General features: G+C 66.1%; 26 protein-coding genes and 1 pseudogene. 22 read left to right on the forward strand and 5 right to left on the reverse strand.

What is annotated here, in order from left to right; genetic code table 11:
• Positions 1-97 precede the first annotated feature (97 nt).
• The 21 genes from efp to G432_RS00260 all read left to right on the forward strand — a co-directional run bounded on the left by efp (position 98) and on the right by G432_RS00260 (position 20,490).
• Positions 98-661, forward strand: coding sequence for an elongation factor P (efp, locus tag G432_RS00160; protein WP_015456780.1), 564 nt, complete (start codon positions 98-100; stop codon positions 659-661).
• Positions 662-745: 84 nt separating this feature from the next.
• Complete coding sequence (locus G432_RS00165; protein ID WP_015456781.1) at positions 746-1,570, forward strand: inositol monophosphatase family protein; 825 nt, start codon at positions 746-748, stop codon at positions 1,568-1,570.
• A gap of 4 nt (positions 1,571-1,574) precedes the next feature.
• Positions 1,575-2,786: an SMP-30/gluconolactonase/LRE family protein gene (locus G432_RS00170; RefSeq protein ID WP_015456782.1), complete on the forward strand. Its 1,212-nt coding sequence runs from the start codon at positions 1,575-1,577 to the stop codon at positions 2,784-2,786.
• 182 nt (positions 2,787-2,968) lie between these two features.
• The gene (ndhC, locus tag G432_RS00175; protein WP_015456783.1) at positions 2,969-3,346 is read left to right on the forward strand and encodes an NADH-quinone oxidoreductase subunit A; all 378 of its coding nucleotides are present in this window, start codon (positions 2,969-2,971) and stop codon (positions 3,344-3,346) included.
• Positions 3,337-3,891, forward strand: a complete 555-nt coding sequence (locus G432_RS00180) for a NuoB/complex I 20 kDa subunit family protein (protein WP_015456784.1) — start codon at positions 3,337-3,339, stop codon at positions 3,889-3,891. The genes ndhC and G432_RS00180 overlap by 10 nt, the downstream gene beginning before the upstream one ends.
• The gene (locus G432_RS00185; RefSeq protein WP_015456785.1) at positions 3,888-4,550 is read left to right on the forward strand and encodes an NADH-quinone oxidoreductase subunit C; all 663 of its coding nucleotides are present in this window, start codon (positions 3,888-3,890) and stop codon (positions 4,548-4,550) included. The genes G432_RS00180 and G432_RS00185 overlap by 4 nt, the downstream gene beginning before the upstream one ends.
• Positions 4,550-5,776, forward strand: a complete 1,227-nt coding sequence (locus G432_RS00190) for an NADH-quinone oxidoreductase subunit D (RefSeq protein WP_015456786.1) — start codon at positions 4,550-4,552, stop codon at positions 5,774-5,776. Before G432_RS00185 ends, G432_RS00190 begins: the two co-directional genes overlap by 1 nt.
• A gap of 53 nt (positions 5,777-5,829) precedes the next feature.
• Positions 5,830-6,135 (forward strand): nuclear transport factor 2 family protein, encoded by a 306-nt coding sequence (locus G432_RS00195; RefSeq protein WP_041865012.1) that lies wholly within the window; start codon positions 5,830-5,832, stop codon positions 6,133-6,135.
• On the forward strand, positions 6,135-6,803 hold the full coding sequence (locus tag G432_RS00200; RefSeq protein WP_015456788.1) for a complex I 24 kDa subunit family protein: 669 nt from the start codon (positions 6,135-6,137) through the stop codon (positions 6,801-6,803). The genes G432_RS00195 and G432_RS00200 overlap by 1 nt, the downstream gene beginning before the upstream one ends.
• The gene (gene nuoF, locus G432_RS00205; RefSeq protein ID WP_041865013.1) at positions 6,800-8,113 is read left to right on the forward strand and encodes an NADH-quinone oxidoreductase subunit NuoF; all 1,314 of its coding nucleotides are present in this window, start codon (positions 6,800-6,802) and stop codon (positions 8,111-8,113) included. The genes G432_RS00200 and nuoF overlap by 4 nt, the downstream gene beginning before the upstream one ends.
• 5 nt (positions 8,114-8,118) lie before the next feature.
• Positions 8,119-10,122 carry an NADH-quinone oxidoreductase subunit NuoG gene (gene nuoG / locus G432_RS00210; protein ID WP_015456790.1) on the forward strand — a complete coding sequence of 668 codons (2,004 nt, stop codon included), beginning with the start codon at positions 8,119-8,121 and terminating at the stop codon, positions 10,120-10,122.
• Entirely contained in the window at positions 10,119-11,171 is a 1,053-nt protein-coding gene (nuoH, locus tag G432_RS00215; RefSeq protein ID WP_015456791.1) for an NADH-quinone oxidoreductase subunit NuoH, read from the forward strand. The genes nuoG and nuoH overlap by 4 nt, the downstream gene beginning before the upstream one ends.
• On the forward strand, positions 11,168-11,653 hold the full coding sequence (nuoI, locus tag G432_RS00220; protein ID WP_015456792.1) for an NADH-quinone oxidoreductase subunit NuoI: 486 nt from the start codon (positions 11,168-11,170) through the stop codon (positions 11,651-11,653). The genes nuoH and nuoI overlap by 4 nt, the downstream gene beginning before the upstream one ends.
• 123 nt (positions 11,654-11,776) lie before the next feature.
• Positions 11,777-12,388, forward strand: coding sequence for an NADH-quinone oxidoreductase subunit J (locus tag G432_RS00225; RefSeq protein WP_015456793.1), 612 nt, complete (start codon positions 11,777-11,779; stop codon positions 12,386-12,388).
• Positions 12,385-12,690 (forward strand): NADH-quinone oxidoreductase subunit NuoK, encoded by a 306-nt coding sequence (gene nuoK / locus G432_RS00230; RefSeq protein ID WP_015456794.1) that lies wholly within the window; start codon positions 12,385-12,387, stop codon positions 12,688-12,690. The genes G432_RS00225 and nuoK overlap by 4 nt, the downstream gene beginning before the upstream one ends.
• Before the next feature lie 49 nt (positions 12,691-12,739).
• Complete coding sequence (gene nuoL / locus G432_RS00235; protein ID WP_015456795.1) at positions 12,740-14,809, forward strand: NADH-quinone oxidoreductase subunit L; 2,070 nt, start codon at positions 12,740-12,742, stop codon at positions 14,807-14,809.
• A gap of 7 nt (positions 14,810-14,816) precedes the next feature.
• Positions 14,817-16,349 (forward strand): NADH-quinone oxidoreductase subunit M, encoded by a 1,533-nt coding sequence (locus G432_RS00240; protein WP_015456796.1) that lies wholly within the window; start codon positions 14,817-14,819, stop codon positions 16,347-16,349.
• Positions 16,349-17,788 carry an NADH-quinone oxidoreductase subunit NuoN gene (gene nuoN, locus G432_RS00245; protein WP_015456797.1) on the forward strand — a complete coding sequence of 480 codons (1,440 nt, stop codon included), beginning with the start codon at positions 16,349-16,351 and terminating at the stop codon, positions 17,786-17,788. The genes G432_RS00240 and nuoN overlap by 1 nt, the downstream gene beginning before the upstream one ends.
• A complete protein-coding gene (locus G432_RS00250) occupies positions 17,785-18,498 on the forward strand; it encodes a biotin--[acetyl-CoA-carboxylase] ligase (RefSeq protein WP_443024295.1) in 714 nt (237 codons plus the stop codon). Before nuoN ends, G432_RS00250 begins: the two co-directional genes overlap by 4 nt.
• Positions 18,499-18,619: 121 nt before the next feature.
• Positions 18,620-20,200, forward strand: a complete 1,581-nt coding sequence (locus G432_RS00255; protein ID WP_187294019.1) for a ribonuclease J — start codon at positions 18,620-18,622, stop codon at positions 20,198-20,200.
• A gap of 14 nt (positions 20,201-20,214) precedes the next feature.
• Positions 20,215-20,490, forward strand: coding sequence for a DUF1467 family protein (locus G432_RS00260; protein WP_015456800.1), 276 nt, complete (start codon positions 20,215-20,217; stop codon positions 20,488-20,490).
• A gap of 33 nt (positions 20,491-20,523) precedes the next feature.
• On the opposite strand, the gene G432_RS00265 is transcribed toward G432_RS00260, so the two are convergent.
• Together G432_RS00265 and G432_RS00270 are read right to left on the reverse strand one after the other, a co-directional pair.
• Entirely contained in the window at positions 20,524-20,826 is a 303-nt protein-coding gene (locus G432_RS00265) for a YMGG-like glycine zipper-containing protein (protein ID WP_015456801.1), read from the reverse strand.
• Positions 20,827-20,888: 62 nt separating this feature from the next.
• Positions 20,889-21,887 (reverse strand): 2-hydroxyacid dehydrogenase, encoded by a 999-nt coding sequence (locus G432_RS00270; protein ID WP_015456802.1) that lies wholly within the window; start codon positions 21,885-21,887, stop codon positions 20,889-20,891.
• A gap of 135 nt (positions 21,888-22,022) precedes the next feature.
• Here G432_RS00270 and G432_RS00275 point away from each other — a divergent pair, with 135 nt between their 5' ends.
• On the forward strand, positions 22,023-22,511 hold the full coding sequence (locus tag G432_RS00275; RefSeq protein WP_041864739.1) for an SH3 domain-containing protein: 489 nt from the start codon (positions 22,023-22,025) through the stop codon (positions 22,509-22,511).
• Positions 22,512-22,583: 72 nt separating this feature from the next.
• On the opposite strand, the pseudogene G432_RS00280 reads toward G432_RS00275, so the two are convergent.
• The 3 genes and pseudogenes from G432_RS00280 to G432_RS00290 form a co-directional block, all read right to left on the reverse strand.
• A pseudogene (locus G432_RS00280) lies at positions 22,584-23,099 on the reverse strand (TonB-dependent receptor); the annotation flags it as partial.
• 160 nt (positions 23,100-23,259) lie between these two features.
• The gene (locus G432_RS00285) at positions 23,260-23,493 is read right to left on the reverse strand and encodes an arylsulfatase regulator (RefSeq protein ID WP_236626754.1); all 234 of its coding nucleotides are present in this window, start codon (positions 23,491-23,493) and stop codon (positions 23,260-23,262) included.
• A gap of 220 nt (positions 23,494-23,713) precedes the next feature.
• Entirely contained in the window at positions 23,714-24,307 is a 594-nt protein-coding gene (locus G432_RS00290; protein ID WP_013039114.1) for a recombinase family protein, read from the reverse strand.
• Positions 24,308-24,318: the final 11 nt, after the last annotated feature.

Below are 24,318 nucleotides of genomic sequence, written 5' to 3' on the forward strand. Positions count from 1 at the left end.
GCTTTTTCGGGTGCGGCGAAGCGCCGCTTGCCGGAAGAGCCCCGCGACGCTAAAGGCCGCGGCTGCTCTTTCAAATCCCGAAGATGAGACCTGACCCATGAAGATCAGCGGCGTGGATATTCGTCCCGGCAATATCATCGAATATGAAGGCGGCATCTGGCGCGCTGTGAAGATCCAGCACACCCAGCCCGGCAAGGGCGGCGCCTACATGCAGGTCGAGATGAAGAACCTGATCGACGGCCGCAAGAACAACGTCCGTTTCCGTTCGGCCGAGACGGTCGAGCGCGTGCGCCTCGATACCAAGGATTTCCAGTTCCTGTTCGCGGACGGCGACACGCTGACCTTCATGGACAAGGACAATTACGACCAGATCACCCTGCCGCGCGACCTGCTGGGCGATGCGGCCGCCTTCCTGCAGGACGGCATGGACGTGGTGATGGAGCTTTATGACGAAAAGCCCATTTCCGTGCAGCTGCCCGACACCGTCGAGGCGACCATCGTCGAGGCCGATGCCGTGGTGAAGGGGCAGACGGCGTCTTCCTCCTACAAGCCGGCCGTGCTCGACAATGGCGTGCGCGTGATGGTGCCGCCGCACATCTCCAGCGGCACCCGCATCGTCGTCGACGTCTACAGCCAGGAATATGTCCGCCGCGCGGATTGATCCTGCCGCCCCCTTCCTGTTTGTTCGGAAGGGGGTATCTTCCCACCCCCAGCCCCTTCCGAACCCTGAAGGGGGGAGTAATTTATGGTTGCCCATTCCGGCCTCATCACCGTCATGGAGCGCGCCGCCCGCAAGGCCGGCCCGCGCCTGCGCCGCGATTTCAACGAGGTCCAGCAGCTCCAGGTGAGCCGCAAGGGGCCGGCGGACTTCGTGTCCATGGCCGACAAACGCGCCGAGCAGACGCTCTATGAGGAGCTGAAGAAGGCGCGGCCGGACTGGGGCTTCGTGATGGAGGAGCGGGGCGAGATCGCCGGCGATCCGGACAAGCCCCGCTGGATCGTCGATCCGCTCGACGGCACATCCAACTTCCTCCACGGCATCCCGCACTTCGCGATCTCCATCGCGGTGGAGGACCCGCGCGGACCGGGCGGGCGGCCCGAGATCACCCACGGCCTCGTCTATCAGCCGCTGACGGACGAGAGCTTCTGGGCGGAAAAGGGCCGGGGGGCCTGGCTGCAGGATCGCCGCCTGCGCGTTTCGGCGCGGCGCGACCTGCTGGAATCGCTGGTGGCGACCGGCATTCCCTTCGCCGGGCATGGCGATTTCAAGCAGTGGAGCGCGATCTTCGCCGCCGTCGCCCCGGAAGTGGCCGGCATCCGCCGCTTCGGCGCGGCGTCGCTGGACCTCGCCTGGGTGGCCGCCGGCCGCTTCGACGCTTTTTGGGAAAGCGACCTCCAGCCCTGGGACGTCGCGGCGGGCATGCTGATGGTCCGCGAGGCGGGCGGCTTCGTCACCGATTTCCGCGGCGGCGACCGGGCCGTGGAGCGGAGCGAGTTCCTGGCGGCCAGCGACGGGCTCCATTCCAAGCTGCACAAGCTGGTCGCGGGCGCGCTGAAGGCGCCACGCTGATAGCATGCGCAGGCTGATCCGGCCTGCGCTGCTTCTGTCGGGCATCGCGTGCCTCGCCGCCGCGCCGCCCGTTCCCGCGCCGTGGCCGGCATCCCCGGCCGCGACGGCGGACCCCGCGCATTTCCCCGAAAGCGCGATGGTGCTGCGCGCCGCGATCGGCGAGGCGATCGAGCGCGATGACGGCGATGCGGTGGTCGCCGGCGTGGAAAGGCTTGCCGCGATGGGCGGCACCCTGAGCCTCGCCAGCCGCGCCCGCATCACGCCCTTCCTCGCCCCTGGCGAGGAGGAGGCGCTTTCCGAAAAATTCGACGACAATGCCGATATCATCGCCCGCAGCGTGCTGGAGACGGAGGTGCCGGCCGAGCATCGCATCGTCGAGGGCATCGCCTGGGATGCGGCGACGAGGCGGCTGTTCGCGGGAACGGTGATCGACGGCCGGCTGCTGGTGCGGGAAGGGCGGAGCTGGCGGACAGTGCCGCTGGACGGCCCGGTCGGCGGCCTGTTCGGCATGGCGGTGGATGGTCCGCGCCGGATATTGTGGCTGACGTCGGGTCTGGCCGAGCAGGTGGCCGAGCCGCAGCGCGCCTTCCGGGGGCTGATCGCCGTCGATCTCGACAGGCTGGCGGTGGTGCGGCGGGTTCCGCTTGCCGGGGCGGGGTCCCCCGGCGACCTCGCCATAGGGGCCGACGGCAGCGTCTATGTGAGCAATGGCGAGACCGGGGCGATCCACGTCTGCCGGCCCGGATGCACGGCGCTTGTCGATCTGCTGCCGGCGGGGCGCTTCCGCAATCCGCAGGGGCTGGCATTATCCCGCGACGGCAAGCGGCTTTATATCGCCGATTATGGCTATGGGATCGCGCTGCTCGATCTGGCGAGCGGCGCGCTAACCCGCCTCGGCGCCGCGACTCCGGCGATGCTGGACGGGATAGACGGACTGGTCGCCTACAGGGATGCCCTGATCGCCATCCAGAACGGATCGATCCCGCGACGGATCATCCGCCTCCGGCTCGACCGCAAGGGGCGGGAAGTGCGCGCGGTGGACGTGCTGGAACGGGCCAATCCCGATTGGGGCGAACCGACGCTGGGTGCGATCGCGGACAAGCGGCTGATTTTCGTGGCGGACGGCCAGTGGGAACGCTTTTCGGCGCGCGGCGCGGCCATCGGCCGGGAGCCGCCGCGCGCGACCGCGATACGCGCGCTGCCGCTTGCGAACTGACCCCGAAAGCGCCGCCGGACTTTTGCGAATCATTCTCATGGCTTCGGACCTTGCTTCGCGGGTGCCGCATGCCTAGAAGCCGGGCCGAAAGGCCGAATAAGGCCGGTTTTGTTGGTTTCCGCGATTGTTCGAGCCGCCGGGGCGCCGGCCCGACTCGGATGTCGCTCAAGCGGAGATGAATCATGGCGTCGGTTGCCGCCGGATATCTGCCGATCCTGCTCTTCCTGGGCGTAGCGATCGTGCTTTCGGCCGCCTTCGTGGTGCTGCCGATCGTCGCGGCCAAGTTCACCGGGGCAGACAAGCCCAACCCGGAAAAGCTTGCCGAATATGAGTGCGGCTTCCCCGCGTTCGAGGACAGCCGGGCCCAGTTCGACGTGCGTTTCTACCTCGTCGCGATCCTGTTCATCATCTTCGATCTCGAGGCGGCCTTCCTCTATCCGTGGGCGGTATCGCTGGGCGCTATCGGCTTCGCCGGCTGGCTGGCCATGATGATCTTCCTGGCCGAGCTGACGCTCGGCTTCATCTATGCGTGGAAGAAGGGAGCGCTGGAATGGGAGTAGAACTTTCGGCGCAGCCCGGCGTCCGCGTGCCCACCGAGAACACGCCGCCCGACCAGGGCTTCTTCCTCGACCTCCAGTCCGAGGTGAACGACAAAGGCTTCCTCGTCACGTCGACCGAGGAGTTGTTCCAGTGGGCGCGCACCGGATCGCTCTGGTGGATGACCTTCGGCCTCGCCTGCTGCGCGGTGGAGATGATCCACGTCAACATGCCGCGTTACGACATGGAGCGGTTCGGCGCCGCGCCGCGCGCCTCCCCGCGCCAGTCGGACGTGATGATCGTCGCCGGCACGCTCTGCAACAAGATGGCGCCCGCGCTCCGCAAGGTCTATGACCAGATGTCGGAGCCCAAATATGTCATCTCGATGGGCTCGTGCGCCAATGGCGGCGGCTATTATCATTACAGCTATTCCGTGGTGCGCGGCTGCGACCGGATTGTGCCCGTGGACATTTACGTCCCCGGCTGCCCGCCGACCGCCGAGGCGCTGCTTTACGGCGTGATGCAGCTGCAGCGGAAGATCCGCCGCGAAGGGACGATCGAACGGTGAGCGCGCCTTATCCGAAATATGCCTCCAACGAGGGCGTGATCGACCGGGCGGCCGCGCTGCTGGGCGATCGGCTGGTCCACGCGCGCGAGGAAGTGGGTGAGATCGCGCTCCACATCCGCCCGGAAGCGCTGGTGGAGGCGATGACCATCCTGCGCGATGGCCTGGCCTATCAGCAGCTGATGGAAATTGCCGGCGTCGACTGGCCGGATCGCGATCCGCGCTTCGAGGTGGTCTATTGCCTGCTCAGCGTGACGCGAAACCACCGCCTGCGCGTGCATGTGGCGGCCGACGACGTGACCCCGGTGCCGAGCGTGACCTCCATCTGGCCGGTGGCCGGCTGGCTGGAGCGCGAGGTTTACGACATGTATGGCGTGCTGTTCGCCGGCAATGCCGACCTGCGCCGCATCCTGACGGACTATGGCTTCAAGGGGCATCCGCAGCGCAAGGATTTCCCGCTGACGGGCTTCGTCGAGCTGCGCTACTCCGAAGAGCATAAGCGCGTCGTCTATGAGCCGGTGAAGCTGGCCCAGGATTTCCGCAGCTTCGACTTCATGAGCCCCTGGGAAGGCGCGGAATATGTGCTGCCCGGCGACGAGAAGGCCGAGCCGGAGGCGAAAGGCGCGCCGACGCCGCTGAAGGCCGATGAGGTCAAGAAGTGATGGCGACCGATTACGACACCCTGACCCCGGACACCGCCCAGACGGCGGGCGATCTGGAGATCCAGAACTATACGATCAACTTCGGCCCGCAGCACCCGGCCGCGCACGGCGTGCTGCGCCTGGTGCTGGAGATGGACGGCGAGATCGTCGAGCGCGCCGATCCGCATGTCGGCCTGCTCCATCGCGGCACCGAGAAGCTGATCGAATATAAGACCTATCTGCAGGCGCTGCCCTATTTCGACCGGCTGGACTATTGCTCCCCGCTCGGCATGGAGCACAGCTATGTGCTGGCGATCGAGAAGCTGCTGGGCCTCGAGGTGCCGGAACGCGCGCAATATCTGCGCGTGCTGTTCGCGGAGCTGACCCGCATCTGCAACCACATGCTGAACCTGGGCAGCCATGTGATGGACGTGGGCGCGATGACGCCGAACCTGTGGCTGTTCGAGCTGCGCGAGGATTGCCTGGGCTTCTTCGAGCGCGCATCCGGCGCCCGCATGCACGCTGCCTGGTTCCGCCCCGGCGGCGTCCATCAGGACGTGCCGCTGAAGCTGCTGACCGACATCGGCGACTGGCTGGACACCCGCCTGCCGAGGCTGCTGGAGGACGCGATCAGCCTGGTCGCGGACAACCGCATCTTCAAGCAGCGCAACGTCGACATCGCCGTGGTTTCCAAGGAAGATGCCCTGAAATGGGGTTTCTCCGGCCCCATGATCCGTGGCTCGGGCATCCCCTGGGATATCCGCAAGAGCCAGCCTTACGATGCCTATGACAAGGTGGAGTTCGACGTGCCGGTCGGCACGAAGGGCGACTGCTATGATCGCTTCATGGTGCGCGTGGAGGAGGTCCGCCAGTCCGCCCGGATCATGAAGCAGTGCCTCCAGCAGATGCCGGAAGGCCCGATCGCGTCGCTCGACCGCAAGGTGGTGCCGCCCAAGCGCGGCGAGATGAAGCAATCGATGGAAGCGCTGATCCATCACTTCAAGCTCTATACCGAGGGCTTCCACGTGCCGGCGGGCGAGGTTTACGTCGCAACGGAAAGCCCCAAGGGCGAGTTCGGCGTCTATCTGGTCTCCGACGGCACCAACAAGCCCTATCGCTGCAAGATCCGGCCGACCGCGTTCAGCCACCTGCAGGCGATGGACTTCATGGCCAAGGGGCACATGCTGGCCGACATCACCGCCATTCTGGGCGCGATGGATATCGTGTTCGGGGAGTGCGATCGGTGAGCGACGTCGCCACTCTCCTTTCCGCGGACGAGCGGATCGCGATCGCGACCCGGATGATCGAGGTCTACAACGCGCAGGATGCCGACGCCTATGTGGCGTTCATGACCGACGATGCCTGCGAGGCGGGCTATCGCGGCGCCGTGCTGCGCGAGGGCAGGGAAGGCGTGCGTTCGGGCCTGAAGGCGATGTTCGCGCAATTCCCGCGGAACCGGGCCGATATCCTCGCGGGCTGGTGCCTGGGGGAGACGGTGGTGCTGCACGAGAAGGTCGCGCGCGCGCCGGACGGGGACAAGTTCGAGGTCATGTCCATCTATTCGTTTGAGGGCGACAAGGTGTCGCGCGTGGAGTTCATCCGGTAATGGCTGACGCAGCCCATATCCCCGACGAAGCCGAAACCCGCGCCCGCTGGGGCGATTTCGCGTGGTCCGAGGTCAACGAGGCCCGCGCGAAGGAGATTATCGGCCGCTATCCGCCGGGTCGCCAGCATTCGGCGATCATGCCGCTGCTCGATCTCGCCCAGCGCCAGGTCGGCGCCGAGACGAACACGCAGGGCTGGCTGCCGGTGCCGGTGATCGAGTTCGTCGCCAAGCAGATCGACATGCCCTATATCCGGGCGTTCGAGGTCGCGACCTTCTACACCATGTATAATCTGGCCCCGGTCGGCCGGTATCACGTGCAGGTCTGCGGCACGACGCCGTGCATGCTGCGCGGATCGGACGACGTGCTTTCCGCCTGTTACAAGAAGGGGCTGAAGAAGGGCCACACCACGCCCGACGGCCTGTTCACCCTGACCGAGGTGGAATGCCTGGGCGCGTGCGCCAACGCGCCGATGGTGCAGATCAACGACGACAATTACGAGGACCTGACCTTCGAGACGACGACCGCCGTGCTCGAGGCGCTGGCCCGGGGCGAGGCGCCCAAGGCCGGCCCGCAGATCGACCGGCAGACGAGCTGCCCGGAAGGCGGGCCTTCGACGCTGAAGGAAATGGTTGCGGAAAACCACGATTATCGCGGGGAATGGGCATGAGCGACGCCATCGCGCCCCTGGCGGACAAGGACCGCATCTTCACCAACGTCTACGGCTTCCAGCCGTGGAACATCGACGCGGCGATGAAGCGCGGCGACTGGGACGACACCAAGGCGCTGCTGGCCCGCGGCCAGGATGCGATCATCGAGGAGATCAAGGCCTCCGGCCTGCGCGGCCGTGGCGGCGCGGGCTTCCCGACCGGCATGAAGTGGAGCTTCATGCCCAAGGAGAGCAAGGACGGCCGCCCGAGCTTCCTCGTCATCAACGCCGACGAATCCGAGCCCGGTTCCTGCAAGGACCGCGAGATCATCCGCCACGATCCGCACAAGCTGATCGAGGGCGCGCTGGTCGCGGGCTATGCGATGCGCGCGCGCGCGGCCTATATCTACATTCGCGGCGAGTTCATCCGCGAGGCGGAGACGCTGTTCGCGGCCGTGGCCGAAGCCTATGCCAAGGGCTTTCTGGGCAAGAATGCCTGCGGTTCGGGCTATGACTTCGACGTCTTCGTCCATCGTGGGGCGGGGGCCTATATCTGCGGCGAGGAAACCGCCCAGATCGAGAGCCTCGAAGGCAAGAAGGGCCAGCCGCGCCTGAAGCCGCCTTTCCCGGCGGGGGTTGGCCTCTATGGCTGCCCGACCACCGTGAACAATGTGGAATCGATCGCGGTCACGCCCACGATCCTCCGGCGCGGCGCCTCCTGGTTCTCCTCCTTCGGGCGGGAGAACAACAAGGGCACCAAGCTCTTCCAGATCAGCGGCCATGTGAACAAGCCGTGCGTGGTCGAGGAAAGCATGGGCATCAGCTTCCGCGAGCTGATCGAGCGCCATGCCGGCGGCATTCGCGGCGGGTGGGATAATCTGCTGGCGGTGATCCCCGGCGGTTCCTCGGTCCCGCTGGTGCCGGCCGCCCAGATCATGGACGCGCCGATGGATTTCGATGGCCTGCGCGGCCTCGGCTCCGGCCTCGGCACGGCGGCGGTGATCGTGATGGACAAGTCCACCGACATCGTCCGCGCGATCAGCCGGATCAGCTATTTCTACAAGCATGAGAGCTGCGGCCAGTGCACGCCGTGCCGCGAGGGCACGGGCTGGATGTGGCGCGTGATGGAACGGCTGCGCGAAGGCAATGCCGAACTGCACGAGATCGACATGCTGCAGGAAGTGACCAAGCAGGTCGAAGGCCACACCATCTGCGCGCTCGGCGACGCGGCGGCCTGGCCGATCCAGGGCCTGATCCGCCATTTCCGCCCGGAAATCGAGCGGCGCATCTATGAAGCAAAGGGCGTCGCCCTTCCGGTGGCGGCGGAGTAATTCGAATGCCCAAACTAACCGTCGATGGGATCGAGGTCGAAGTCCCCGCTGGCGCCACGGTGCTCCAGGCGTGCGAGGCTGCCGGCAAGGAAATCCCGCGTTTCTGCTATCATGAGCGGCTGTCGATCGCCGGCAACTGCCGGATGTGCCTGGTCGAGGTGAAGCCGGGGCCGCCCAAGCCGCAGGCTTCGTGCGCGCTGCCGGCCGCCGACAACCAGGAAATCCGCACCGACAGCGAGATGGTGAAGAAGGCGCGGGAAGGGGTGATGGAGTTCCTCCTCATCAACCACCCGCTCGACTGCCCGATCTGCGACCAGGGTGGCGAATGCGACCTGCAGGACCAGTCGATCGCCTATGGCCGCGGCAATTCCCGCTTCGCCGAGAACAAGCGGGCGGTGACCGAGAAATATATGGGTCCGATCGTCAAGACGGTCATGACCCGCTGCATCCAGTGCACGCGGTGCGTGCGCTTCGCCGACGAAGTGGCCGGCGTGGAGGAGATCGGCGCGATCTATCGCGGCGAGAACATGCAGATCACCTCCTATCTGGAAAGGGCGGTGACGTCCGAGCTTTCGGGCAATGTCGTGGATCTCTGCCCCGTGGGCGCGCTGACGTCGAAGCCCTATGCCTTCGAGGCGCGGCCGTGGGAGCTGAAGAAGACCCCTTCGATCGACGTGATGGACGCGGTCGGCACCAATGTCCGCCTGGACAGCCGGGGCCGGCAGGTGCTGCGCGCGCTGCCACGCATCAATGACGACGTGAACGAGGAATGGGCATCGGACAAGACGCGCCACGCGGTGGACGGCCTGGTCCGGCGCCGGCTGGACAAGCCCTATGTGCGCCGCGACGGCCGCCTCATGGAGGCAACCTGGGGCGAGGCGTTCCAGATGATCGCGGACGTGAAGGCGGGCGCGAGCGTGGCCGCCATCGCCGGCGATCTCGTCGATTGCGAGACGATGTTCGCGGCCAGGGCGCTGGTCGGCGCCATGGGATCGGACCTGCTGGAAGGCCGGCAGACCGGGCTGGATTATGACTGCACCAATCTGGCGGCGGTCAATTTCAACTCCACCATCGCCGGCATCGAGACGGCAGACGCACTGCTGATCGTCGGATCGAACGTCCGCTGGGAAGCGCCGCTGGTCAACACCCGCATCCGCAAGGCGGTGAAGAAGGGCGCCAAGGTGTTCGCGATCGGCCCCGAGGTCGACCTCACCTATCCGGTGACCTGGCTGGGCAACGATCTGTCGCTGCTGGGCAATCTGCCGCAGGAGGTGAAGGATGCCTTTGCCAAGGCGCAGCGCCCCGCGCTGATCCTGGGCGGCGGCGGTCTGAAGGCCGGCGCGCAGGGCGCAACGCTGGCGCTGGTCGGCCCGCTGGGCCTGATCCGCGAAGGCTGGAACGGCTATAACGTCCTCCACATGGCGGCTTCGCGCATGGGCGGGCTGATGCTGGGCTATGCGCAGCCGGGCGGCATCGCGGCCGTCGCGGCCAAGGCGCCGAAGCTCGTCTTCCTGCTGGGCGCGGACGAGGTTTCCGACGATCGCTTCGCCGGCAGCTTCAAGGTCTATGTCGGCCACCATGGCGATCGCGGCGCGGCCCAGGCCGACGTGATCCTGCCGGCCGCCGCCTATACCGAGAAGAGCGGCACCTATGTGAACCTGGAAGGCCGGGTGCAGCGCGGCGACCGGGCGGTGTTCCCGCCGGGCGACGCGCGCGAGGACTGGGCGATCTTCCGCGCCCTTTCCGACGTGCTGGGCCACACCCTGCCGTTCGACACGCTGGACGCGCTCCGCGTGGCGATGGCGGCGGCGGTGCCGGCGCTGGGCGAGCAGGGGCTCGCGGCCTATGACTGGGCGCCGCCGGCGCTCGATGCCGCCGCGTCCGGCGCGATCGGCTATCCGATCGCCGACTTCTACCTCACCAACCCGATCGCGCGGGCGAGCGCCACGATGGAGCGCTGCTCGGCCGAGCTGATCCATGGGCATAGCTTCGCGGAGGCCGCGGAATGACCGCTTGGTTCCAGGGCGTTCTCGGCTACGGCCTCGGCTGGTTCGTCGCGACGCTGATCCTGATCCTGATGATCGCGCTGCCGCTGATGCTGGCCGTGGCGATGATCATCTATGCCGACCGCAAGATCTGGGCGGCGATGGCCCTGCGCCGCGGCCCCAACGTCGTCGGGCCGTTCGGCCTGCTCCAGTCCTTTGCCGACGGCCTCAAGGTCTTCCTGCAGGAAACCATCATCCCGTCCGCCGCCAATCGCGGGCTCTTCCTGCTGGCGCCGATCATCACCTTCACCATCGCGCTGATCGGCTGGGCGGTGATCCCGTTCGGGCCGGATATGGTGCTGGCCAACATCAATGTCGGCCTGCTCTACATCCTCGCGGCATCCTCGCTTGGCGTTTATGGCGTGATTCTCGCGGGTTGGGCCTCGAACTCCAAATATCCCTTCTATTCCGCCATCCGCGCCGCCGCGCAGATGGTGAGCTATGAAGTATCGATCGGCTTCGTGCTGATCTCGGTGGTGCTATGGGCCGGCACGTTCAACCTTTCCGGCATCATCGATGCGCAGCGGGCGCATGTCTTCGGCTTCATCAACGGCTTCGGCTTCAACCCGTTGCTGTTCCCGATGGCGGTGGTGTTCCTGATTTCCGCCATGGCCGAGACCGCGCGCGCGCCGTTCGACCTGACCGAGGCGGAAAGCGAGATCGTCGCCGGCTACCAGACAGAATATTCGTCCATGGCCTTCGCGCTGTTCTGGCTGGGCGAATATGGCAACGTGCTGCTGATGTGCGCGCTGAACGCCGTGCTGTTCTGGGGCGGTTGGCTGCCCCCGATCGACTGGGCGCCGCTCTACGCCATCCCCGGCATCTTCTGGATGCTCGCGAAGATCCTGTTCTTCTTCTTCGTCTTCTCCTGGGTGAAGGCCACGGTCCCGCGCTACCGCTACGACCAGCTGATGCGGCTGGGCTGGAAGATCTTCCTGCCGCTGTCGCTGCTGTGGGTGTTCATCGTTTCCGGGTGGCTGATGCTCACCCGCTATTCGGGCGTGCTGTCATGAGCCTCGCGCATTACGTAAAGACCTTCACTCTCTGGGAGTTCGTGAAGGCGCACTGGCTGACCTTGAAGTATTTCTTCAAGCCCAAGGCGACGATCAACTACCCGTTCGAGAAGAACCCGCTTTCGCCCCGGTTCCGTGGCGAGCATGCGCTGCGCCGTTACCCCAATGGCGAGGAGCGCTGCATCGCGTGCAAGCTGTGCGAGGCGATCTGCCCGGCGCAGGCGATCACGATCGAGGCCGAGCCGCGCGACGACGGCAGCCGCCGCACCACGCGCTACGACATCGACATGACGAAGTGCATCTATTGCGGTTTCTGCCAGGAAGCCTGCCCGGTGGACGCCATCGTCGAGGGGCCGAATTTCGAATATGCCACGGAGACGCGCGAGGAGCTGATCTACGACAAGGCGAAGCTGCTTTCGAACGGGGATCGCTGGGAAAGCGCCATCGCCGCGAACATTGCCGCCGATGCGCCGTATCGGTAATGACCAGCGCATTCCAACCTCGCCTTCCGGGCACCCGCTCTTTCCGGGCGAAGCCGCGGGATGTGACCGCAGTGCAACGTGTCTCGATTCCGACGGGCACGAACGGGGAAGTGGTATCGTAAAGTGATTCAGACGATCGCCTTCTATCTTTTCGCCATCATGGTGATCGCGTCCGGCGTGCTCACCGTGACCGCGCGGAACCCGGTGCACTCGGTGCTCTGGCTCATCCTCGCCTTCTTCAACGCGGCGGGGCTGATGGTTCTCGTCGGCGCTGAATTCATCGCGATGCTGCTCGTCATCGTCTATGTCGGCGCGGTCGCGGTGCTGTTCCTGTTCGTGGTCATGATGCTGAACATCGATTTCGCGGAACTGCGCGCCGGTGTCGCCCGCTACGCGCCCCTGGGCGTGCTGCTGGGCTTGGTGCTGCTGGCCGAGATCGTGTTCGCCACCGCCGCCTGGAACGCGGGCGCGATCGACATGGCGCGCGCCGCCGCCCCGATCCCGGCCGAAGTGCCGAACATCGAGGCGCTCGGCACCGTGATCTACACGCGCTACCTCTACATCTTCGAGGCTGCCGGCCTCGTGCTGCTCGTGGCGATGATCGGCGCGATCGTGCTGACCCATCGCGCCCGCGGCGGCACCCGCCCGCAGAACGTGGCCGATCAGGTCAAGCGTCGTCCCGAGGATGCGGTGCGCAACGTCAACCAGCCTATCGGGCAGGGAGTGGAGCTGTGATCGGCATCCAGCATTATCTGGTCGTTTCGGCGATCCTGTTCGTGACGGGGGTGTTCGGCATCTTCCTCAACCGGAAGAACGTGATCATCATCCTGATGGCGATCGAGCTGATCCTGCTCAGCGTGAACATCAACCTGGTGGCCTTCTCCGCCTTTCTCGGCGATCTCGTCGGCCAGGTGTTCGCCATGTTCGTGCTGACGGTGGCCGCCGGCGAGGCGGCGATCGGCCTTGCCATTCTCGTAATCTATTTCCGCGGCCGCGGCACGATCGCTGTCGACGACATCAACCGGATGAAGGGATGATGGTGGACCTTCGCGTAGAGCTCCCCTCCCGCCTGCGGGAGGGCGGACGGTGATCAAGCTCATCGTTTTCCTGCCGCTGCTCGCGGCGATCATCGCCGGCCTCGGCAATCGCATGATCGGCAATGTCGCCGCCAAGGCGGTGACGACCGGCGCGCTGTTCGTTTCCTGCGCGCTTTCCTGGCCGATCTTCCTGGGCTTCCTCGGCGGCAGCGCCGAAGCCTATGTGGAGCCGGTGCTGACCTTCATCCGTTCCGGCGGCCTTTCGGTCGACTGGTCGCTGCGCGTCGATACGCTGACGGCGGTGATGCTGGTGGTGGTCACCACCGTATCCAGCCTCGTCCACCTGTATAGCTGGGGCTATATGGCGGAGGACGACAGCCAGCCGCGCTTCTTCGCCTATCTGTCGCTCTTCACCTTCGCCATGCTGATGCTGGTGACGGCCGACAGCCTGGTGCAGATGTTCTTCGGCTGGGAAGGCGTGGGCCTGGCTTCCTACCTGCTGATCGGCTTCTGGTATCACAAGCCGAGCGCCAAGGCGGCCGCGATCAAGGCGTTCGTGGTCAACCGCGTCGGCGATTTCGGCTTCTCGCTGGGCATTTTCGCCACCTTCCTGGTGTTCGGCACGGTTTCGATCCCGGCGATCCTGGAAGCGGCGCCCGGCATGGCCGGTTCGACCATCGGCTTCCTGGGCCACCGTGTCGACACGATGACGCTGATCTGCCTGCTGCTGTTCGTGGGCGCGATGGGCAAGTCCGCCCAGCTCGGCCTTCACACCTGGTTGCCGGACGCGATGGAAGGCCCGACCCCGGTGTCGGCGCTGATCCACGCGGCGACGATGGTCACGGCCGGCGTGTTCATGGTGTGCCGCCTGTCGCCGATGTTCGAGACCAGCCAGGTCGCGCTGAACGTCGTCACCTATGTCGGCGCCGCCACCGCCTTCTTCGCGGCGACGGTGGGCACGACGCAGACCGACATCAAGCGCGTGATCGCTTATTCGACCTGCTCGCAGCTCGGCTACATGTTCTTCGCGGCGGGCGTGGGGGCCTATGGCGCGGCGATGTTCCACCTGTTCACGCACGCCTTCTTCAAGGCGCTGCTGTTCCTGGGCGCGGGCTCGGTGATCCATGCCATGCACCATGAACAGGACATGCGCTTCTATGGCGGCCTGCGGAAGCATATCCCGCTCACCTTCTGGGCGATGATGGCCGGCACGCTGGCGATCACCGGCGTGGGCGTGGCCGGCCTGTTCGGCTTCGCGGGCTTCTATTCGAAGGATGCGATCATCGAGGCGGCCTTCGCCAGCGGATCGACCGCGGGCGGCCTGGCCTTCTTCGTCGGCGTGTTCGCGGCGCTGCTCACCAGCTTCTATTCGTGGCGCCTGATGTTCCTCACCTTCTTCGGCAAGCCGCGCTGGGCGGGGTCGGAGCATATCCAGCACGCCGTTCACGATGCGCATGGCCACGGCCATGACCATCATGACGCGCCGTCCGAGGAAGATGCCGGCCACGATGCCCATGCGCATGACGCCGGCATCGATCAGGTGAAGCACGGCACCGCCGGCTATCACCCGCATGAAAGCCCGTGGCCGATGCTGCTGCCGCTGGTGGTGCTGACGCTGGGCGCGGTGCTTGCGGGCTTCATCTTCCACCTGCCGTTCCTCGATGCCGAGCATGGCGCGGAGTTCTGGAAGGGCAGCCTCGCGTTCGACAGCCACCTGATGCATGCGATGCATGGCGTGCCGCTGTGGGTGAAGCTTTCGGCGACGGTGGTGATGATCACAGGCCTGCTGATCGCGATCTGGGCCTATCTGATCGACACGACGATCCCGGCGCGCTTCACGGCGACGTTCCGCGTCCTCTACGACTTCCTTCTGCACAAATGGTATTTCGACGAGCTTTACGATTTCCTCTTCGTCCGTCCGGCCTTCGCGCTCGGCCGCTTCTTCTGGAAGCGGGGTGACCAGGGGACGATCGACCGCTTCGGCCCCGATGGCGTCGCGCACGTCATCGTCGGCGGCGGCGCGCTCACCCGCCGGCTCCAATCCGGCTATGTCTATACCTATGCGCTGGTGATGCTGCTCGGCCTCGCGGCCGCGGCGACCTGGGCGATGGCGGGCTGATAAGAATATGACGGGCTTTCCCATCCTTACCCTGATGATCGCGCTGCCGGTGCTGGCGGCGCTGGCCTGCCTGTTCCAGAATGCGCAGGGCGCGCGCTGGACGGCATTGCTGACGACCTTCGTCGAGCTGGCGCTGGGCATCATCCTCTGGATCAACTTCGATCCGGCGGGCGCGCAGTGGCAGTTCGTGGAGCATGTCGACCTGTTCGGCCGCTTCTCCTGGGCGCTGGGCATCGACGGCATCGCGCTGATGCTGATCGTGCTCTCCGTCTTCCTGATGCCGATCTGCATCGGCGCGTCGTGGGAGGCGATCGAGAAGCGCGTGCCGGAATATATGGCCGCCTTCCTGCTGATGGAGGCGCTGATGATCGGCGTCTTCGCGGCGCAGGACCTGTTCCTGTTCTACATCTTCTTCGAAGCCGGCCTGATCCCGATGTATCTCATCATCGGTATCTGGGGCGGCGCGGACCGGATCTACGCCAGCTACAAATTCTTCCTCTACACGCTGCTCGGCTCGGTGCTGATGCTGGTGGCGATGCTGTGGATGGCGCAGGAAGCCGGCACCACCGACATCCCGACGCTGATGGCCTATGACTTCCCCGTCGAGGCGCAGACCTGGCTGTTCCTGGCCTTCTTCGCCTCCTTCGCGGTGAAGATGCCGATGTGGCCGGTCCACACCTGGCTGCCCGACGCGCACGTGCAGGCGCCGACGGCGGGTTCGGTGATTCTGGCCGGCGTGCTGCTGAAGATGGGCGGTTACGGCTTTATCCGCTTCTCGCTGCCGATGTTCCCGGAAGCCTCCGTCCAGATGTTCTGGCTGGTGATGGGCCTCAGCATGGTGGCCGTCGTCTACACCTCGCTCGTCGCGCTGGTGCAGACCGACATGAAGAAGCTGATCGCTTATTCCTCGGTCGCGCACATGGCGTTCGTCACCATCGGCCTGTTCGCGTTCAGCCGGCAGGGCCTGGAAGGCGCGATGCTGGTGATGCTGAGCCACGGCCTGGTTTCGGGCGCGCTCTTCCTCTGCGTGGGCGTGATCTACGATCGCCTCCACACGCGGGAGATCGAGCGTTACGGCGGCCTGGCCGATAACATGCCGAAATATGCGCTGTTCTTCATGCTGTTCACCATGGCTTCGGTCGGCCTGCCGGGCACGTCCGGCTTCGTCGGCGAGTTCCTGAGCCTGGTGGGCGCCTATCAGGCGAGCAGCTGGGTGGCCTTCGTCGCGACGACGGGCGTCATTCTCGGCGCCTGCTACATGCTCTATCTCTATGCGCGGGTCTGCTACGGCAAGCTCGACAAGGCGGATGTCGCCGCGATGCCCGATCTTTCGGCGCGCGAGATCGCCCTGCTGCTGCCGATCGGCCTCGCCGTGCTCTGGATGGGCGTCTATCCGGAAAGCTTCCTGAAGCCGATCCGCCGCGACATCGGCGTCGTCGTCGCCCGCATGGAAAAGACCGGTTTCACCGGCGACGCACATGTCACCGCCGGCAAGCCCGTTATTCCCGCTGCCGCCGCGCATGAAGGGGCGCACCACTGATGCCTGTTACCCAGTCCCTCGCGCTCACTCTGCCTGAGCTTATCCTTTCCCTCGGCTCGCTCGTGCTGCTGATGGTCGCGGCCTTTGCCGGCGATAAGGCGACGAAGGCGATCAGCTGGGGCGCCGTCGCGCTGTTCGCGGCCGCCGCCCTGGCGCTGCTCGGCCCGGCGGGCCATGGCGGCTCCGCCTTCGACGGCCTCTATCAGGCGGACAGCTTCTCCTCCTTCGCCAAGCTGCTGATCTATATCGCGGCCGCGATAACGCTGATCGTGGCACCCAACTTCTTCGAGCGGAACGGCAATGTCCGCGCCGAATATCCGATCCTGATCCTGCTTTCGGGCGTGGGCATGGGCATGATGGTTTCGGCGACCGACCTGCTGACGCTCTATGTCGGCCTCGAGCTGCAGAGCCTTGCCGCCTATGTGCTGGCGAGCTTCATGCGGCGCGATACGCGGTCGGCCGAAGCGGGCCTCAAATATTTCGTCCTCGGCGCGCTCGCCTCGGGCATCCTGCTCTACGGCATATCGCTGCTCTACGGCTTCACCGGCACCACGGCGTTTGAAGGCGTCGCGGCCGCATTCGGCGACGGGCTGGGCATGGGCGAGATGTTCGGGCTGGTCTTCGTGCTCGCGGGCCTCGCCTTCAAGATTTCGGCCGTGCCGTTCCACATGTGGACGCCGGACGTGTATGAAGGCGCGCCGACCCCGGTGACCGCCTTCTTCGCGACGGCGCCCAAGGTGGCGGCGATGGCGCTGCTCACCCGCGTCACCATCGAGGCGATGGGCGGCGCGACCGATGCGTGGCGCCAGATAGTGATCTTCGCGGCGCTCGCCTCGACGATCCTGGGCGGCGTCGCCGCGATCGGCCAGACCAACATCAAGCGCCTGCTGGCTTATTCCTCGATCAACAATGTCGGCTTCGTGCTGTTCGGCCTCGCCGCCGGCACGCAGGACGGCGTGGCCGCGGTGATGACCTACCTTGCCGTCTATGTCGCGATGACGGTGGGCAGCTTCCTCTGCGTCCTCCAGATGCGCGACGAGAGCGGCCAGCCGGTCGAGACGATCGCCAGCCTTTCCGGTCTGTCGCGCACGCGGCCGGCGCTGGCGGCGGCGTTCGCGATCTTCATGTTCTCGCTGGCCGGCATCCCGCCGCTCTTCGGCTTCTGGCCGAAGTTCCTGGTGTTCGATGCGCTGGTCGGCGTCGGCATGTGGCCGCTGGCGATGATCGGTATCGCCACCTCGGTGATCGGCGCCTTCTATTATCTGAAGATCGTCAAGACGATCTATTTCGACGATCCCGCCCCGGCCTTCGCGCCGGCGGAAAGCAAGCTGGAAGGCGGGCTGATCGCGCTCTCCGCGCTGTTCGTCTCGCCGCTCGGCTACCTTGCCATTCCGGCGCTGGGGGCGGCGAGCATGGCGGCGGCGCGGGCGCTGTTCTGATCGCCGACATCCGCACGATAAAGGCGACGGGATCGACCAACGACGACGTCGCCGCGCTCGCCCGTGCCGGCCAGCCCGAGGGTTTCTGGCTCCGCGCCGAAACCCAGACGGGCGGGCGCGGGCGCCACGGGCGGGCCTGGCAGTCGCCGCCGGGAAATCTCTATGCCAGCACCATCGTCCGCCTGGCGCCCGGCGATCCTTCGCCCGCCACGCTGGCGATGGTCGCGGCGCTCGCGCTGCATCAGGTGGCGATCGCTTATGGCGGGGAAGGGCGCACCTCCCTCAAATGGCCGAACGACCTGCTGCTCGACGGCGCGAAGCTTTCGGGTATCCTGCTCGAGTCCTGCGACGGCGCGATCGTCATCGGCTTCGGCGTCAACCTCGCGCATAGCCCCGAGGGGCTCGACCGCACCACGGCGAGCTTTGCCGCCGCGGGCCTCGGCGCGCCCGATCCCGATGCCTTCCTGATGGATCTGGCCGATGCCTTCGCCCGCTGGCTGGGGCGCTGGCGCAACGAGGGGCTGGCCGCCATCCGCCGCGAATGGCTGGCGCGCGCCCATCCGCCGGGAACCCCGCTCCGCACCACCGGACCGGATGGGCAGGTGGTGGACGGCCTGTTCGAAGGGCTCGACGAAAGCGGCGCGCTGAAGCTTCGTCTGGCCGACGGCAGCGTGCATCTGCTCCACGCCGGCGACGTTTTCCTGATATAGGGCTCGACCGGCCAAGCGAATCCCGGCCTGGACCGGATAGATGGATTGGATTTCCCCGAAAGTGACGACACCCGGTAACGAATTGCTTTTCCTCGCCCTCGGCGGCTCCGGGGAGATTGGCATGAACGTCAATCTCTACGGCACGCAGGGCAAGTGGCTGATGGTCGATCTCGGCCTTACCTTTGCCGACCCGGCCTATCCGGGCATCGACCTGATCCTGCCGGATCTGGAGTTCATCGAGCAGCGGGCCAAGGATCTCGTCGGCATCGTCCTCACCCACGGGCATGAGGATCATATCGGCGCCATCCCCTATCTGGCGGCGGATCTGGGCGTGCCGCTCTATGCCACGCCCTTCACCGCCGGCCTGATCCGCGGCAAGCTGGACGAGGAGGGGCTGGGCGACAAGGTGAAGCTGCATGTGATCGATCAGGAAGGCAGCTTCCGGGTCGGCCCGTTCGGCGTCAGCTATATCCCGCTCGCCCATTCGATCCCCGAAGGCAATGCGCTGCTGATCGATACGCCCTATGGCCGCATCTTCCACACCGGCGACTGGAAGCTGGACGACGAGCCGCTGCTCGGCACGCCATCCACCGCCGCCGAGCTGGAGGCGATCGGCGACGAGGGCGTGCTGGCGCTGGTCTGCGATTCCACCAATGTCTTCAACGAGGACGCCTCGGGCTCCGAAGCGGCGGTGCGCGAGGGGCTGGACGGGGTGATCGCCGAGGCGAAGGGCCGCGTGCTCGTCACCACCTTCGCCTCCAACGCGGCGCGGGTGCAGACGCTGGGGCAGGTGGCGCGGGATACCGGCCGCCAGCTCTGCGTGGCCGGCCGCTCGCTGGATCGGATCATCAAGGTCGCCAAGGCGTGCGGCTATCTGGGCGATTTTCCCGATACGGTGGATTTCGAAACCGCGATGCGGCTGCCGCCGTCCGAGGTGATGATCGTCGCGACTGGCGGGCAGGGGGAATCGCGCGCGGCGCTGGCGCGGATCGCCTTCGACAGCCACCCGATCAAGCTTTCGGAAGGCGACACGGTCGTCTTCTCCTCGAAGCAGATCCCCGGCAACGAGATCGCGATCGGCCGCATCCAGAACAGGCTGGCCGAGCGCGGGATATTGATGGTCACCGACCGGCAGGCGCACGTCCATGTCTCGGGCCATCCGGGGCGGCCCGAGCTGGAGTTGATGTATAAGTGGATTCGGCCGGAGATCATCCTGCCCGTCCATGGCGAGATGCGGCACATGGCGGAACAGGCGCGGTTCGCGGCCGCCTGCGGCGTGCCGCGCGGCATCGTCCAGCAGAACGGCCAGGTCATCCGGCTTGCGCCCGATGGGCCGGAGCTGGTGGGGCATGAGCGCACCGGCCGCCTCGTGCTGGATGGCGACGTGATCCTGCCGGCCGACGGCGCCACACTGAACGAGCGGCGGCGGATTTCGCTGCATGGCTTCATTTCCGCTACGGTTGTGCTGGATGCGAGGGGGAATGTGCGGGGCGAGCCCGCGATCGCGATTCAGGGCGTGCCGGTGGAGGAGGATCGCGAGGATTTCCTGGCCGATGCGCGCCTCGCGGCGGCGGAGGCGGCGACGGACGGCCCAAAGGACGAGGCCAAGCTGCGCGAGGCGATCCGCCTGGCGGTGCGCCGCCGCGCGACGCAATGGACCGGCAAGAAGCCGATCGTCGACGTTTCGATCATCCGCGTCTGAAGGGAGGGGCGGCAGTGAAATTCACGTCCATATTGGCGATCTACTCGCTGTTCTGGGCCATGAGCTTCTTTCTGGTGCTGCCCTTTCGCCCCCGCACGGCGGGCGCGCCCGAACCGCGCATCGCCGGCCAGGCGGACAGCGCGCCGCCGCGCTTCAGCTTCGCCAAGGCATGTTTCTGGACCACGATCGTGTCGGCCGTGCTGTTCGGCCTGTTCTATGCCAACTACGTCTATGGCTGGCTTGGCGTGCAGTCGCTCGATTTCTTCTCGACGGCCGATCGGCGGGTCTGATCCGGGGGGAGGGCGCCCGCCCTTCCTGGTCCGTTACTTATAGTGGCGGCGGCCTTTCTTATCGATGTAATATTTGCGGCCGTCGCTGTCGCGATACCATTCGCGGCCCTTGTCGTCCTTGCCCAGCGCGCCGACCACGGCGCCGCCGGCCGCGCCGATCAGCGCGCCTTCGCCCGTCGATATGCCCGGAACCACCGCGCCGACGACCGCGCCGCCCGCGCCGCCGATCGCCGCGCCTTTCACCACTCGCTTGCCGTCTCCGGCGCAGGCGGTGGTCGCGAGCGCGAGGCTGGATGCCAGCAGCAAACCCGTCGCCATAGGGGAGAATTTCGCCATTCTTCGTCTCCTCGCCATTCGATTCTTCAACCCGTGGCGGGGATGAACGTTCCCGGAGCTTATCAGGCCCAGCCTTCCAGCACCTGATCCGGCGGGCGATGCCCATCCCACCAGGCGCGGATATTGGCGATCACCTTGGCGCCCATCGCCGCGCGCCCTTCGAAGGTGGCGGAGCCCATGTGCGGCAGCAGCACGACGTTGGAAAGCGCCAGCAGCCGGGGATCGACGGCCGGCTCATGTTCGAACACGTCCAGGCCCGCGCCGGCGATCCGGCCGCTTTCCAGCGCCTCGATCAGGGCGGCTTCGTCGACGATCTCGCCGCGCGCGAGGTTGATGAGATAGATGTGGGGCGCCAGCAGCCCCAGCCGCCGCCGGTCGATCAGATGATGCGTCGCGGCGGTGTGCGGGCAGTTGACGGAAACGATATCCACCGCGCCCAGCATCTCATCGAGATCGGCGTGGAAGCTGGCGCCGAGCTCCTCCTCGATCACCGAGGGCAGCCGGTTGCGGTTGTGGTAATGGATCGACAGGCCGAAGCCGCGCGCGCGCCGGGCGATGGCCTGGCCGATCCGCCCCATGCCGATGATGCCAAGCCGCTTGCCGCCGATGCGATGGCCCAGCATGCCGGTGGGGCTCCAGCCGGTCCACTCGCCGGATCGCACCAGCTTTTCCCCCTCGGCCAGCCGGCGCGGCACGGAAAGGATCAGCGCCATTGTCATGTCGGCGCTGTCCTCAGTCAGCACGCCGGGGGTGTTCGTCACGATGATGCCGCGCGCGCGGGCGGCGGCGAGATCGATATGATCGACGCCGTTGCCGAAATTGGCGATCAGCTTCAGCCGGGGCGGGGCGGCATCGATCAGGGCGGCGTCGATCGCATCGGTGACGGTGGGGACGAGCACGTCGCAATCGGCCATCGCCGCGATCAGGGCGGCGCGATCCATCGGGCGATCGCCCTCGTTGAAGCTGGCGTCGTAGAGCTCGGCCATGCGCGCTTCCGTCTCGGGCAGCAGCCGGCGGGTGACGGCGATCTTCGGGCGGTCGGGGCGGACGGGCTCGGCCATGACATGCGCTAGGCATGGGGCGCCGCCGCCGTCAAGCATCAGCATGTTGCCGCCATTGCATGGCCTGAGGATTCCGCTCCGCGAGAAATGGCTCTAGAACGGGGCGATCGGGTCCGTGCTGACGGGGGTAGGTGAATGCGGAAATGGATGCGGGCGGCGGTTGCGGGCTTCATGGTCGCGGCGGCGCTGGGCGCGAGCGCGGCGGAGGCCCAGCGCCGGCAGGTGCCTTATTGGGTTTCGATCGCCGCGCGCGAGGCGCTGATGCGCACCGGCCCCGGCACCAATTATCCGGCGACGTGGAAATATGTCCGCCCCGGCCTGCCGCTGCGCGTGATCCAGGTGCACGAGGATTGGCGCCGCGTGGAAGACCCGGAGGGCGAGCGCGGCTGGGTGAAAGGCATATTATTGTCCGAACAGCGCACCGCAATCGTCGTCGGCCAGACGGGGGAGCTTCACGCCAAGGCCGATGGCGGCTCGCGGCTGGAATGGCGGGTGGCCCCCGGCGTGATCGGAAAGGTCGACAAATGCGGCGGCGGCTGGTGCCGCTTCGACGTGAAGGGCCGGCGCGGCTATATCGAGACGCGCAGCCTGTGGGGCGTGGCGCAGGACGAAGCGGTCGACTGAAAAACCCGGCACGGACGCAAAAAAAGCGGCCGCCCCGAAGGACGGCCGCCATATTTATATCGGCCTGAAGGATCAGAAGCCGATGATGATCGAACCAATCACGGTGCGCGGCGCACCGATCTGGGCCGTCGTGACAGTGGTGTTCGACGTCGTCCCGTCGAAGCCGCCCACGTAGAGCTTGTCGAACAGGTTGGTGACGTTGAGCTGGAAGTAGGTTTTGTCGTTCAGGCCAGCCCATTCCAGCGAGAGGCGGGCATCGAGATCGACCAGCGTATAAGCCGGCGCCTTGGCGCCATAGACCTGCACGCCGCTCTGGAAGACCGGAAGATTCTGGTCGTTCACATAACGCGGGCCGGTCCGCTTGGCCTGGACGCCGAGCTGCACCGGGCCGAGCGTGCCCTGGGCGCGCCCGCCGAAGGTGAAGGTCGGCGCACCCGATTCGCGCTTGCCGGCGGTCTGGCCATAGATCGGATCGCCGGCGCCATTGCGGCCGATGACGACATCGTCCTTGATCTTCGACTTCAGATAGGAACCGAAGACGTAGAACGAGGCTTCCGGGATCGGCTGGTAGGTGTAGGTGCTTGCAATCGTAGCGGCGTTTGCTTGCAAACAGAGCCTTTTTTTGCTCGGATTATCTGACAACCGGCTCGGCGATCTGCTCGCGCTATCTGCCAATGTGCTCGCCATCATCCTGCGCTGCTCGCAATCATAAAGGTCTGCTCACATCCCCTGCCAGCGAAACAGGGCGTCAGCGCGGCACCCGGATGGAACCTTCCGCGATCCCCTCGGCGACATTGGAGAGCATGACGGCGTAGCGATGCAAACCGGGGAAGCGACCAGCGTTCTTGTCGATTTCACCGCCGTATCCGGCGTCGAGCAACGCCTTGAAGTCGGGCATCACGTCGAACATGCCGCCGAGCAGATCGATATCGGAGGCCCCGGTAAGCAACAGGGCGTTCGCATGGGCGTCGAGACGCTTCATCGTTTCCAGCATTTCGGTCCTGGTCATCGCATCCTGTCCGCTTGCGGGGTTCCATCGCCTAGCACGACGCGCCGGCCCTGTTCGCGAAAACCTTCCTTTCTGACGACCTCGCGGGCGGGCCATGACGACAACGCATTTCTGCGGCCCGCCGCTTGTCAGAACTGTTCTGGAAACCTGCTTCGCAAAAGGGGTGACTGCACGAAAGTGACTTATCTGCACGCTAAGAGCGAACGGACCGGGAACGCTGGGACTTTGTGTTCTTCTCCGTGGCTTCGAGGGCTTTGTAGAGGGCGGTTTTGCCGATCTTGAGGCGCGCGGCGGCCTCGCGAACTGTGAGGCCGGAAGCGATATGTTCGCGCGCCTTGCGGAGCTTGTCAGGTGTGACCACTGGCCGCCGCCCACCGGGGCGACCTCGCTCGCGAGCGGCCTTGAGGCCTGCATGGGTGCGCTCCCGGATCAGATCGCGCTCAAACTGGGCAAGCGAGCCGAAGATGTTGAACACCAGCATCCCGCCCGAAGTGGTGGTGTCGATGTTCTCGGTGAGCGAGCGGAACCCGATACCTCGCGTCGCTAGCTCGCCGACCTTCTCAATCAGATGGCTCATCGAGCGCCCAAGACGGTCGAGTTTCCAAACCACCAGCGTGTCGCCGCTGCGCAGATAGGCGAGCGCCTCGGCCAGGCCGGGCCGATCGGCTTTTGCACCAGATGCGTGATCGTCGAATATCCGGTCGCACCCGGCCGCGTTCAGCGCGTCGAGCTGGAGTGAGAGCTTCTGGTCTGCCGTCGAGACGCGCGCATAGCCGATCAACGCCACATGCAGCCCAA

The sequence above is a fragment of the Sphingomonas sp. MM-1 genome, from assembly GCF_000347675.2.
Lineage (GTDB): Bacteria > Pseudomonadota > Alphaproteobacteria > Sphingomonadales > Sphingomonadaceae > Sphingomonas_E > Sphingomonas_E fennica.